The sequence below is a fragment of the Roseateles flavus genome, from assembly GCF_039872765.1.
Taxonomy (GTDB): domain Bacteria; phylum Pseudomonadota; class Gammaproteobacteria; order Burkholderiales; family Burkholderiaceae_C; genus Roseateles_B; species Roseateles_B flavus.
In genome coordinates this window covers 830,724-842,759 of record NZ_JBDPZC010000001.1, presented here as the reverse complement: position 1 = coordinate 842,759, position 12,036 = coordinate 830,724, and the positions used below count along the sequence as shown (strand labels likewise).

The 12,036-nt window shown below is 66.0% G+C and carries 9 protein-coding genes; all 9 read right to left on the bottom strand.

Going from position 1 to position 12,036, the window contains the following annotated elements; all coding sequences use genetic code 11:
- Nucleotides 1–40: 40 nt before the first annotated feature.
- The gene (locus ABDJ40_RS03760; protein WP_347606257.1) at nucleotides 41–676 is read right to left on the bottom strand and encodes a pilus assembly PilX family protein; all 636 of its coding nucleotides are present in this window, start codon (nucleotides 674–676) and stop codon (nucleotides 41–43) included.
- Between the two features lie 76 nt (nucleotides 677–752).
- Entirely contained in the window at nucleotides 753–1,880 is a 1,128-nt protein-coding gene (locus ABDJ40_RS03755) for a PilW family protein (protein WP_347606254.1), read from the bottom strand.
- A gap of 20 nt (nucleotides 1,881–1,900) precedes the next feature.
- Nucleotides 1,901–2,317 carry a type IV pilus modification PilV family protein gene (locus ABDJ40_RS03750; protein ID WP_347606251.1) on the bottom strand — a complete coding sequence of 139 codons (417 nt, stop codon included), beginning with the start codon at nucleotides 2,315–2,317 and terminating at the stop codon, nucleotides 1,901–1,903.
- A 5-nt stretch (nucleotides 2,318–2,322) separates the two neighbouring features.
- Nucleotides 2,323–2,934 (bottom strand): pilus assembly FimT family protein, encoded by a 612-nt coding sequence (locus ABDJ40_RS03745; protein ID WP_347606248.1) that lies wholly within the window; start codon nucleotides 2,932–2,934, stop codon nucleotides 2,323–2,325.
- On the bottom strand, nucleotides 2,928–3,404 hold the full coding sequence (locus ABDJ40_RS03740; protein WP_347606245.1) for a type IV pilin protein: 477 nt from the start codon (nucleotides 3,402–3,404) through the stop codon (nucleotides 2,928–2,930). Before ABDJ40_RS03740 ends, ABDJ40_RS03745 begins: the two co-directional genes overlap by 7 nt.
- A 272-nt stretch (nucleotides 3,405–3,676) precedes the next feature.
- Nucleotides 3,677–5,143 carry a glutamate synthase subunit beta gene (locus ABDJ40_RS03735; RefSeq protein WP_347606242.1) on the bottom strand — a complete coding sequence of 489 codons (1,467 nt, stop codon included), beginning with the start codon at nucleotides 5,141–5,143 and terminating at the stop codon, nucleotides 3,677–3,679.
- Nucleotides 5,144–5,160: 17 nt separating this feature from the next.
- Entirely contained in the window at nucleotides 5,161–9,939 is a 4,779-nt protein-coding gene (locus ABDJ40_RS03730; RefSeq protein WP_347606239.1) for a glutamate synthase-related protein, read from the bottom strand.
- Nucleotides 9,940–10,109: 170 nt separating this feature from the next.
- Nucleotides 10,110–10,814 carry a transposase gene (locus ABDJ40_RS03725; protein WP_347606237.1) on the bottom strand — a complete coding sequence of 235 codons (705 nt, stop codon included), beginning with the start codon at nucleotides 10,812–10,814 and terminating at the stop codon, nucleotides 10,110–10,112.
- A gap of 74 nt (nucleotides 10,815–10,888) precedes the next feature.
- Nucleotides 10,889–12,019 carry a deoxyguanosinetriphosphate triphosphohydrolase gene (locus ABDJ40_RS03720; protein WP_347606234.1) on the bottom strand — a complete coding sequence of 377 codons (1,131 nt, stop codon included), beginning with the start codon at nucleotides 12,017–12,019 and terminating at the stop codon, nucleotides 10,889–10,891.
- Nucleotides 12,020–12,036 lie beyond the last annotated feature (17 nt).

Here is a 12,036-nt window from a genome sequence, read left to right as displayed (position 1 = left end):
CACCAGGGTTAACCGTTCAGGGATCCGGACCGCCAAGCGGTCAGAAATGGACCAGCGTCTCGGTGATGGCGACCGTCTGTCGCGAGCCTTCAGCGCGGGTGATCACCCGGTAGAAGGTCGTTGTCGTCTTGGGCAGGATTTTGCCCATGTAGCTCAGCATGCCCTTGTCCATGCTGACGGCCTTGGAAAGCTTGATCGGCAGGGCGCAGGGGCGGCCACTGCCGCCAGGGCCGGGCTCCGCACACAGGCGCGTGATCACCCACCGCACCTTGGAGTTCCCCGCCGTGAGGGCCACCGGATTGGGCTTCAAACATACGGCGGTGGCCGATACCTCCATGCCACCGCAGTCGTCGCCTGCCCAGTCAACCATGGACAGGGCCTTGGCAGCGTCCTGCTCGGTCAGTGTGGGCGCGAGGTTGTCCACGGCCACAGCGTAGTAGCCGAGTTCAAGAACGTCGCTCTCGAGCTTGGCGGGGCCGAGGCCCGCCAGTTTGGAGATGGCAGTTTCCGTTCCAATAGACGCCGCCGTGACTGCATCCTTGCGGAAACCGAGGTTGCCCAGCGTGAGGCTGCCGGTATCCACCGAACGCACCAGGGCCACGCCGCCCAGGGTCAGCACGACCAGGGAGATGAGCGCAAAGATCATCGACACGCCGCGCTGCTGGCGCCGGCCCATGCGGGCATTCAGGTGATGAGGCATGTTCAAGTCCAGTTTCATAGATTCGCTCAGTGAGGCAACCGAGAGAAACGAATCAGCTCTTCAGGTCGGAGCGCCACAGCTGATTCCGGATGGGAATCACCACCTCGAAGACCTTGTAGCGGTAATGTTCCCAGTCGGTCGCAACCTTGGGGTTCAGCTTGATGCACTTGCTGGCGCCGCAGTCCTCGGTGCCGGGCACATCGGCCACCTTGCCGACGTCCCACAGAGGTTCAGACACGGTCACCTTGTCCTTCTCGAACTGCTCGGAGCGCGTCAGCAGGGCCATGCGCACCGAGCGCACCTGCTGCCAGCCCTCCACCGAGGTGGGGGTGTCAGACACGTACTTGTCCACGATACCGTCAGCGTCCGAGTCCACACCATAGAAGGCCTTGAGGTCGACCACGCCGTTCTGCACCACGCGGGTGACGACGGCCCGGTCTTTCAAGGTGAACTGCGAGTTCCGCAGGGCGTAGATGGGGCTGCCGGCTGCGACGGGCTCCACCGTGTAGGTTGAACTCTCGAGGCCGCCCAGGTTGACGACGTATTGGTCCAGGGACAGCGCCGGCAAGGTGGCCAAAGCATTCCAGGCAGCATCAACTGTCCGTCCGATGCCCAGATGGTCATCCTTGACGTCGGTCGCCTGGAAGACGACGCAGGTCCCCACGCCGGTCTTGACATCGGCCGGCCCGCTAACCGCTGCGAGCAGATCACCCGCCGCAATGCCGATATTGGATTTCACGGTGACCGTGTTGGCGACCGTGCCCCCACCCCCAGGATTGAACAGCGGGGCGGTGACCTGGGACGGGATCGAGAAGCGCGAGGGCGTGCTCTTCGTGACACGCACCGTGTCTGGCTTGTCCGCCGTCTTGGTAATCACGACGGGTGCCAGGTCGGCTGGCATGCCGGCGATCACAGCCCCAGCATACGTGGCTGTCAGGGTGCAGCCCGTGCCCGCAGTGTCCGAGGTGAGCCCGTAGCCCGCCTCTCTGACGACCTGCTCAAGCTCGAAAAGCGCCAGCGCACCCGACACCTGGGCATCGGAGCCCGACATGGTGTTGCGCTTCTGTTGCTCCGAACGGGCCAGGATGGTGGCGATGACCACCGTGGACAGCAGGCCCACGCCCACCCCCACCATCAGCTCGACGAGCGTGAAGCCGGCGCTGCCGCGCTTGCGGGGCATGGTTTGAAGTCTCTTCTTGCTCATGGCTGCCACATCAGGACGGTTTGGTACTGGTTCGTGTCCGAGCCCTGCTGCCAGCGAATGATGATGTCGACCTTGCTGGTGCCGGTGTCCACGGTCACCTCGGGATCCTCGGCAGACGGCAGGACAGACTTCACCTTGGTCCGCCATTCCTTGCAGCGCGGATAGGCGGCGCAGGACGCCTTCTCATACTGCTTCATATTGGCGATGGTGTCCGTCTGGATCAGCGCAATGAGATCGGCAGCCAGGTTGGCCGCGTCGGCCCTGAACTTGGTGTTGGTCTGGGCGCGGGTCATGGCGGCCTGCAGCCCGATCAGGCCCAGCACGCCGAAGGCGAAGATCAGCACACCGATCATGGCCTCGATCAGCGCAATGCCCCGCTGGCGCGGGCGGCGGCGGCCCTGTTGAAACGTCATCGTGCTCATGGGCAGGCCCTCGGATCACTGGAAGACACCTTGGGATCGCAGCTGCGGATCGCGCCCCCGCTTTCCACACGGATCTGGAGTTCCCGTGCCGTGCCGGAGGCCGGCTTGATGGTGATGCGGTTGATGGCATCCGCGTTGACCACCTGCCCCAGGGTGTTGAAGATCACCCGGGAGGCGTCCTTGTCGTCGGCATCGACGGCCGCGACCTTGACCTGCGCCGAGCCGGAGACGGCCTCGGACCGCGCGACCAGCAGGGGGTCCGCGCTGGCAACGGTTTCGTTGCACTTGCCGGCGGGGTCCTTCACGCTGATCACCCAGTGGCGGCCGATGTTGGATACCGCGCAGCCGCTACCTGGCACCGCGGCGTCATCAGAAATCAGCCAGAAGCTGACCGCCCGGTTGTTCTTCAGCGCATCCAGGCGGGCTCGCTCAAGGCCCGCACGCAGCGACTCGGTGGCGCTGCGGACCTGCAGATTCTTGACCCACTCAATCGCACTTGGGACCGTCACCGCCACGAGCAGGCCCATGATGGCCAGCCCGACGGCCAACTCGATGAGCGTGAAGCCGGCGGCAGCTCGGTGGCGCCTGGGAACGGCGGTGCTCAGCATTCGTCGCCCCGTACGACCCAGCAGCTCTTGTCCACCGACTCGCCCTTGAAGGACGTCGTCTTGGTGGTGCTGGAGGTCAGCTCGTAGGTATGGCCCGCGACGACGGACGTCGATTTGCCGGTGGCGGTCAACTTGTAGTCCTGACCATCCGCCGGGGTCTCGCAACCGTAGTCGAAGTTCTTCTTGCCCGCGGGAGAGAAGTCCTTCCAGGCCGGCGCCGGAGCATCATTGGCACACTTGGTACTGGAGCCGTAGTTGCGGTGGTCCTGGTAGTACTGCTCCATCTTGACTCGGTAGTCCGACAGCGCTGCCGTCGCCTCCGGGATGCTGCCTCGCCGCACATAGTCACGATAGGAGGGCAAGGCCAGGCCCAGCAGGATGCCCAGGATGGCCGTCACCACCAGGACTTCCATCAAGGTGAAGCCTGACTGGGAAGCGCGCTTCGCACCGGCAAATCGAATATGTGTCATGGTTGCTCGCAGGTTCGTTCGGGACGCCAGAACCGTGCCCCCACAGGGAGCCTGGCATGGGCCTGAGCGTAGTGTCGGCCGAAGCATAGGCAAGGCGAGGGGGCGTTTTCCACGGTGGCGACACACCGCCCGACCAGCGGCCGCCCGTCGCGGACGAATGGCAAAAGCTTGTAACCAGCCGCAAACAGTTTCCGGTCGACCATGAAAAAGCCGCCCTCGCGTCACGCGGGGCGGCTGGCAGTCGGGCAAGGCCCGGGAGCGGTCAGACGGGGTCAGCGCGGCAGCACGCTGCTGCCGGTCAGGTATTCGTCCACGGCCCGGGCGGCCTGGCGGCCCTCTCGGATGGCCCAGACGACCAGGGACTGGCCCCGGCGCATGTCACCCGCGGCGAAGACCTTGTCGACGTTCGTCGCGTAGCCCCCCTGGGCCTCGGTGCTCGCCTTGGCGTTGCCGCGGGCGTCCTTGCCCACGCCAAAGGCCTCCAGCACCGGTGAGACCGGCGCGACAAAGCCCATGGCCAGCAGCACCAGATCCGCCTTCAGTATCTGCTCGGAACCCGGCACCTCGACCATCTTGCCGCCCTGCCACTCCACGCGCACCGTCTTGACGCCGGTGACCTTGCCCTTCTCGCCGATGAATTCCTTGGTGGCGATGGCGAACTCGCGCTCGCAGCCCTCCTCGTGGCTGGACGAGGTGCGCAGCTTGTAGGGCCAGTAGGGCCAGGTCAGCGGGCGGTCCTCTTCCTCGGGCGGGCGGGGCATCAGCTCGAACTGGGTGACGCTCTTGGCGCCATGGCGGTTGCTGGTCCCCACGCAGTCGCTGCCGGTGTCCCCACCGCCGATGACGATGACGTGCTTGCCTTCCGCCCGCAACTGGCCCTTGAGCTTGTCGCCGGCATTGACCTTGTTCTGCTGGGGCAGAAACTCCATCGCGAAGTGGATGCCCGCCAGGTCACGGCCCGGCACCGGCAGGTCTCGCGACTGTTCGGCGCCGCCGCACAGCAGCACGGCATCGAACTGGGCCTTCAGGTCCTCGGCGCTGACCGTTTCCTTGGCCCAGTTGGTGACCTTGCTGTCCTCACCGAGGCTGGCCACGAGCACGCCGGTGCGGAACACGACACCCTCGGCCTCCATCTGCTGCACACGGCGGTCGATGTGGGACTTCTCCATCTTGAAGTCGGGGATGCCATAGCGCAGCAGGCCGCCCACGCGGTCGTTCTTCTCGAAGACCGTGACCTCGTGACCGACACGCGCCAGCTGCTGCGCCGCGGCCAGGCCGGCCGGGCCCGAGCCCACGACGGCCACGCGCTTGCCTGTCTTCACGGCGGCCGGCTGCGGCTTCACCCAGCCCTCGAGCCAGGCGCGGTCGATGATGGCGTGCTCGATGGACTTGATGCCCACCGCGTCGTCATTGACGTTCAGCGTGCAGGCCGCCTCGCAGGGCGCGGGGCAGATGCGGCCGGTGAACTCCGGGAAATTGTTGGTGCTGTGCAGGACCGTGATGGCGTTCTGCCAGTCACCGCGGTACACGAGGTCGTTGAAGTCCGGAATGATGTTGTTGACCGGGCAGCCGTTGTTGCAGAACGGCGTGCCGCAGTCCATGCAGCGCGCGCCCTGCTGCTTGGCCTGATCGGCGCTCAACGCAATGACGAACTCCTTGTAGTTCTTCAGGCGGGCCGGAACGGGCTCGTAGCCCTCCTCCAGGCGCTCGTACTCCATGAAGCCGGTGACTTTTCCCATTGTGTACTCCTAATCTCTCAAGCCTTCACCGAGGCAGCGGGGGCCTTGGCGTGGGCAATGGTCTCGGCGGCTTCGCGGGCGGCGTGCAGCTCGCCCAGAGCCCGGCGGTATTCGTTGGGGAAGACCTTGACGAACTTGGCGCGCGAATCGGCCCAGTGGTCCAGGATGTCGCGGGCGCGCTGACTGCCGGTCCAGCGGTGGTGGTCCTCGATCATCTTCTTCAGGATGGCTTCGTCGGTCTGGGCCTCCCCGCCCTGGGTGAGGCGGTGCCAGATGGCCTTGTCGACGCTGGCCTCCTGCTCATGCGAGGGCAGGATCTTGTCCAGGCTGACCATGCTGGTGTTGCAGCGCTTGGCGAAGCTGCCGTCCTCGTCGAAGACGTAGGCAAGGCCGCCGCTCATGCCCGCGGCGAAGTTGCGGCCGGTCTTGCCCAGCACGACCACAGTGCCACCGGTCATGTATTCGCAGCCATGGTCGCCGGTGCCTTCGACGACCGCAGAGGCGCCGGACAGGCGCACCGCGAAGCGCTCGCCGGCCACGCCGCGGAAGAAGGCCTCGCCGCGGGTCGCGCCGTACAGCACGGTGTTGCCCACGATGATGTTCTTGGTCGCGTCACCGCGGAAGTCGATGGAGGGGCGCACCACCACACGGCCGCCGGAGAGGCCCTTGCCGGTGTAGTCATTGGCGTCGCCGATCAGGTAGAGCGTGATGCCCGGGGCCAGGAAGGCACCAAAGCTCTGGCCGCCCGTGCCTTCCATCTGGATGAAGATGGTGTGGTCCGGCAGGCCCTCCGGATGGCGACGCACCAGCTCGCCGGAGAGCATGGCGCCCACCGTGCGACGCACATTGCTGACCTCCTGCATGAACTGCACCTTCTCGCCCTTTTCGAAGGCGGGCAGGCACTTCTCGATCAGCTTGACGTCCAGCGCGCGGTCCAGGCCATGGTCCTGCGTGGCGTTGTGCAGGCGAGCCACGTCGGCGGCCAGCGCGGGGCGGTGGAAGACGCGGCTGAAGTCCAGGCCGCGGGCCTTCCAGTGGCTAATGCCCTTGCGGGTGTCCAGCAGGTCCGAGCGGCCGATCAGCTCGTCGAACTTGCGAATGCCCAGCTGGGCCATGATCTGACGCGCTTCCTCGGCGACGAAGAAGAAGTAGTTCACCACGTGCTCGGGCTTGCCGGAGAACTTGGCGCGCAGCACCGGATCCTGCGTGGCCACGCCCACCGGGCAGGTGTTGAGGTGGCACTTGCGCATCATGATGCAGCCCTCGACCACCAGCGGTGCGGTGGCAAAGCCGAATTCATCAGCACCCAGCAGGGCACCGATGACGACGTCACGGCCGGTCTTCATCTGGCCGTCGGCCTGCACGCGCACGCGGCCTCGCAAGCGGTTCAGCACCAGGGTCTGCTGCGCCTCGGCCAGGCCCAGCTCCCAGGGCGTGCCGGCGTGCTTGATGGAGCTCCAGGGCGAGGCGCCCGTGCCGCCGTCGTGACCGGCGATCACGATGTGGTCGGCCTTGGCCTTGGCCACGCCGGCCGCAATGGTGCCCACGCCCACTTCCGACACCAGCTTGACCGAGATGTCAGCGCGGCCGTTGACGTTCTTCAGGTCGTGGATCAGCTGAGCCAGATCCTCGATGGAGTAGATGTCATGGTGCGGCGGCGGTGAGATCAGGCCCACGCCCGGCACCGAGTAGCGCAGGAAGCCGATGTACTCGGACACCTTGCCGCCCGGCAGCTGGCCGCCCTCGCCCGGCTTCGCGCCCTGGGCCATCTTGATCTGGATCTGGTCGGCGCTGACCAGGTACTCGGCCGTCACGCCGAATCGGCCCGAGGCCACCTGCTTGATCTTGGAGCGCAGCGAATCGCCGTCCTGCAGTTCGTAGTCGGCCTCGATCACCTTGCTGCCGATGACGTCGGACACTTTGGTGCCCTTGACGATCTTGATGCCCTTGAGCTCGTTGCGATAACGCGCAGGATCCTCACCCCCTTCGCCCGTGTTGCTCTTGCCGCCAATGCGGTTCATGGCCACGGCCAGCGTGGCATGGGCCTCGGTGGAGATGGAGCCCAGGGACATGGCCCCGGTCGCGAAGCGCTTGACGATGTCGGCCGCCGACTCGACCTCCTCCAGCGGGATCGCCTTGGCCGGATCGAACTTGAACTCGAACAGGCCGCGCAGCGTCATGTGGCGCCTGCTCTGGTCATTGATGAGCTGGGCGTATTCCTTGTAGGTCTCGAACTTGCCCGAGCGCGTGCTGTGCTGCAGCTTGGCGATGGCGTCGGGCGTCCACATGTGCTCCTCGCCGCGGGCGCGCCAGGCGTACTCGCCGCCCGCCTCGAGCATGGTGGCCAGCACCGGATCGTTGCCGAAGGCCGCCTCGTGCAGACGCAGGGCCTCCTCAGCCACCTCGAACACGCCGATGCCGCCGACCTGCGTGGGCGTGCCGCGGAAGTACTTCTCGACAAAGTCCGCCTTGAGGCCGATGGCCTCGAAGATCTGCGCGCCGCAGTAGGACATGTAGGTCGAGATGCCCATCTTGGACATGATCTTCGACAGCCCCTTGCCCACGGCCTTGATGTAGTTGTAGATGGCCTTCTCGGCCGACAGATTGCCCGGCAGCTCGGCCGTCATCTGAGTCAGGGTCTCCAGCGCCAGATAGGGGTGGACGGCCTCGGCACCGAAACCGGCCAGCACCGCGAAGTGGTGCACCTCGCGCGCCGTGCCCGTCTCGACGACCAGGCCGGCCGTGGTGCGCAGGCCCTCGCGCACCAGGTGGTGGTGCACGGCGGACAGCGCCAGCAACGCGGGGATGGCCACGCGGCCGGCACTCAGGTGGCGGTCACTGATGATGAGGATGTTGTGGCCGCTCTTGATGGCGTCCACGGTTTCGGCGCACAGCGAGGCCAGCTGGGCCTCCACGCCTTCACGGCCCCAGGCGCGCGGATAGGTGATGTCCAGCTCATAGGGCTTGAACTTGCCGTTCGTGTGCTGCTCGATGGCGCGCAGGCGGGCCATGTCCTTGAAGTCGAGCACAGGCTGGCTCACCTCCAGGCGCATGGGCGGGTTGACAGCGTTGATGTCCAGCAGATTGGGCTTGGGGCCCACGAAGCTGTTGAGGGACATCACGATGTTCTCGCGGATCGGATCGATCGGCGGGTTGGTCACCTGGGCGAACAGCTGCTTGAAGTAGTTGTAGAGCGGCTTGTTCTTGTCAGAGAGCACGGCCAGGGGCGAGTCATTGCCCATGGAGCCGATGCCTTCCTCGCCGTTGGCGGCCATGGGCGCCAGCAGGAACTTGATGTCTTCCTGGGTGAAGCCGAAGGCCTGCTGGCGGTCCAGCAGGCTGGACTCGAAGCTGGCGGGCACCGGTTCGGCCACGGGAATGCTGTCCAGCTTGACGCGGACGTTCTCGATCCACTGCCGGTAGGGGCGCGCGTTGGCGAACTGGGTCTTGAGCTCCTCATCGTCGACGATGCGGCCCTGCTCCAGGTCGATCAGGAACATCTTGCCCGGCTGCAGGCGCCACTTCTTGACGATCTTGCTTTCCGGGATGGGCAGCACGCCGGATTCGGAGGCCAGCACGACCATGTCGTCGTCGGTCACGCAGTAGCGCGCCGGGCGCAGGCCGTTGCGGTCCAGCGCGGCGCAGACCTGGCGGCCATCCGTGAAGACCATGGCAGCGGGGCCGTCCCAGGGCTCCATCATGGCGGCGTGGTACTCGTAGAAGGCGCGGCGGCGCTCGTCCATCTGCTCATGCTGCTCCCAGGCTTCCGGGATCATCATCATCGCGGCATGGGCCAGGGGGTAGCCGGCCATGGTCAGCAGCTCGATGGCGTTGTCGAAGGTGGCCGTGTCGGACTGGTGCTCGAAGCTGATGGGATAGAGCTTCTTCAGGTCGTCACCGAGCACCGGCGACTTCATCACGCCTTCACGGGCGCGCATCCAGTTGAAGTTGCCCTTGACCGTGTTGATCTCTCCATTGTGGGCGACCATGCGGTAAGGGTGGGCCAGCGGCCATTCGGGGAAGGTGTTGGTGGAGAAGCGCTGGTGCACCAGGGCGATGGCCGAAACGGTACGCGGGTCCGAGAGGTCCTTGTAGTACTTGCCGACCTGGTCGGCCAGCAGCAGGCCCTTGTAGATGACGGTGCGGCAGCTCATGCTGGGCACGTAGTACTCGCGGCTGTGCGTGAGCTTCAGGGCCTGTATGGCGCTGGAGGCCGTCTTGCGGATCACGTAGAGCTTACGTTCCAGCGCGTCCGGCACGATGATGTCCGGGCCGCGGCCGATGAAGACCTGGCGGATGATGGGTTCCTTCTCCCGCACCGTGGGCGACATGGGCAGCTCGGCATCCACCGGCACGTCACGCCAGCCCAGCAAGACCTGACCCTCGGCCTTGATCGCGCGCGCCAGCTCCTGCTCGCAGGCCAGGCGGGACGCATGTTCCTTCGGCAGGAAGATCAGGCCCACGCCGTATTCGCCCAGCGGCGGCAGCGTGACGCCCTGCTTGGCCATTTCTTCACGGTAGAGCTGGTCCGGGATCTGGATCAGAATGCCGGCACCGTCGCCCATCAGGGCATCCGCGCCCACGGCGCCCCGGTGATCCAGGTTCTCCAGGATCTTCAGGCCCTGCTGCACGATGGCATGCGCCTTCTGACCCTTGATGTGGGCCACGAAGCCCAGGCCGCAGGCGTCTTTCTCGTTCTGGGTCCGGTACAGGCCCTGCTGCGCCAGGGACTGGATTTCGGCGTGGTCAGGCCCTTGGGTGGAAGGACTCTGGGGGTGGCTCATCTCGACTGCCATGGCGACTCCGCATTCAAAAGGCTGTAGCTCCGGCCCCGTGGGGCCTGCGCTACGCGATTGCTGCAGCGCGGGAGGATTGCCGTGCAGATTAGTCGTCGAACCGTTACAGGACAAGAACGATTAAATGGGGTCAGACTCTTTTATATAGATTCCAGAGTGCAAGCTCCAAATTAATTGGGGACAGTCTTATTGATCTGGCGCGGCGGACGGCCGCGCGGCCGGGGCGCCAGCGGCCGGTCGGTCTGCTTGGCCAACTGGGCGCGATAGGCGGGAGAACCAAGGGGCCAGCCGCGCAGGGCTGCCGCCAGCAGGGCCTCCATCTCCTCGGGGCTGCTGCCCTCCTCCAGGTAGCGCCGGTAGTTGGCATCGCGCTCAAAAGGCGTGTTGCCCATGGCCCAGAAGCCGGCGTGGTCGTGTACCAGCGGATCACGCACAGCGCCCAGATGGTGGGCCGCGCTGGACCAGGCATAGGCCTCCGGGCGCTCGACCAGGCCGCTGCGCTGCGGGTTGAGCTCGATGTAGCGCATGCACGACAGCAGCCAGCTCGGCTCCAGCGGTGCCGCGCGGAAGCGCCCTTCCCACAGTCCGCCGCTGCGCTGATGCCTCCGGTTGAAGCGGGCCACGTATCGCCGCCCCAGCGACTGCATCATCCGGCTGAGACTCTCCGGCGCGGGGGGCGTGGCCAGCAGGTGCAGGTGGTTGTCCATCAGCACATAGGCGTGGATGGCTACCTTGTGCAGGGCCGCGCATTCGCGCAGGGCATCGACGAAGGCACGGCGGTCCTCATCATCCCGCACGATGGGCTGCTGGTCGTGGCCGCGCTGGATCAGGTGATGGACCTCGCCCGGAATGGCAAGGCGGGACAGTCGAGCCATGGCGGCGCTCCTTGCAGCCGGGGGCTGCGTCAATCTGTCCCCAATTATTCCCCAGGGAATCGCTGAAAGGCAGCTCAGGCAAAAAGACGCTGCCCCGTCAGCCTTTCGTGCTCTTTCAGAGCGAAGCGGTCGGTCATGCCGGCGATGTAGTCGGCACAGGCGCGCGGGTGGTCCATCTGCTCTGCGAAGTCCGGCGGCAGGTGCTGGCGGTCCTGCAGATAGGCGGCGAACAGGTCCCGGAGGACGGTCTCCGCCCGTTGGCGGGTGTCGCGGACCTGGGCATGCCGGTACAGGTTGGCGAAGAGGAAGCGCTTGAGCTCGGTGCTGGCCTGGCGCATGGCCGGCGTGAAGCGGATCAGGGGGGGCGCCCGCCGGACGGCGTCGACATCGCACGGTCTGTGCTCAGCCAGGGCGGCTTCGCTGGCCTCGATGATGTCGTAGACCTGCTGCGACAGCATGCGGCGGATGGTCTCGAACAGCAGGCGCTTGCCCTGGAGGGCGGGATAGGCAGCCAGCGTCTCACGCAGGTAGTGCTGCACCAGGGGCACCGATTCCAGTTGTTCCAGTGTCAGCAGCCCGGAGCGCACACCGTCATCGATATCGTGGGCGTTGTAGGCCACCTCGTCCGCCAGGTTGCAGAGCTGGGCCTCGAGGCTGGGCTGGCCGCCGCGGAGGAAGCGCTGTGCGATGCCGCCGGGTTCGCGCGCCTCGAGCTGCTCCGCATTGCGCCGCGCGCAGTGCTTGAGGATGCCCTCCCGGCTCTCGAACGTGAGGTTGAGCCCGTCGAAGGCCGGGTAGCGTTGCTCCAGATGGTCCACAACACGCAGGCTCTGCAGGTTGTGCTCGAAGCCGCCATGGGCCTTCATGCAATCGTCGAGAACATCCTGGCCGGCATGGCCGAAAGGGGTGTGGCCCAGGTCATGGGCCAGGGCCACGGTCTCGATCAGGTCCTCGTCCAGGCCCAGGCTGCGGCCAATGGAGCGCCCCAGCTGGGCCACCTCCAGCGAGTGTGTCAGCCGCGTGCGGAACAGGTCGCCTTCATGGTTGAGGAAGACCTGGGTCTTGTAGACCAGGCGGCGAAAGGCGGAGCTGTGGACGATGCGGTCGCGGTCGCGCTGGAATTCGCTGCGCGTGGGCGCAGCCGGCTCCGGGAAGCGGCGACCGCGGGAGGCGTTGGCATGGCAGGCGTAGGGCTTCAGGGTCATGCGCAACGGTCTTTCAA

Bases quoted from the DNA above. Each gene is read 5' to 3' on its own strand.
- ABDJ40_RS03735 (WP_347606242.1), bottom strand. From the start codon at position 5,143: ATGGGAAAAGTCACCGGCTTCATGGAGTACGAGCGCCTGGAGGAGGGC.
- ABDJ40_RS03760 (WP_347606257.1), bottom strand. From the start codon at position 676: ATGGGCCGGCGCCAGCAGCGCGGCGTGTCGATGATCTTTGCGCTCATC.
- ABDJ40_RS03745 (WP_347606248.1), bottom strand. From the start codon at position 2,934: ATGCTGAGCACCGCCGTTCCCAGGCGCCACCGAGCTGCCGCCGGCTTC.
- ABDJ40_RS03730 (WP_347606239.1), bottom strand. From the start codon at position 9,939: ATGGCAGTCGAGATGAGCCACCCCCAGAGTCCTTCCACCCAAGGGCCT.
- ABDJ40_RS03740 (WP_347606245.1), bottom strand. From the start codon at position 3,404: ATGACACATATTCGATTTGCCGGTGCGAAGCGCGCTTCCCAGTCAGGC.
- ABDJ40_RS03755 (WP_347606254.1), bottom strand. From the start codon at position 1,880: ATGCCCCGCAAGCGCGGCAGCGCCGGCTTCACGCTCGTCGAGCTGATG.
- ABDJ40_RS03750 (WP_347606251.1), bottom strand. From the start codon at position 2,317: ATGACGTTTCAACAGGGCCGCCGCCGCCCGCGCCAGCGGGGCATTGCG.
- ABDJ40_RS03725 (WP_347606237.1), bottom strand. From the start codon at position 10,814: ATGGCTCGACTGTCCCGCCTTGCCATTCCGGGCGAGGTCCATCACCTG.
- ABDJ40_RS03720 (WP_347606234.1), bottom strand. From the start codon at position 12,019: ATGACCCTGAAGCCCTACGCCTGCCATGCCAACGCCTCCCGCGGTCGC.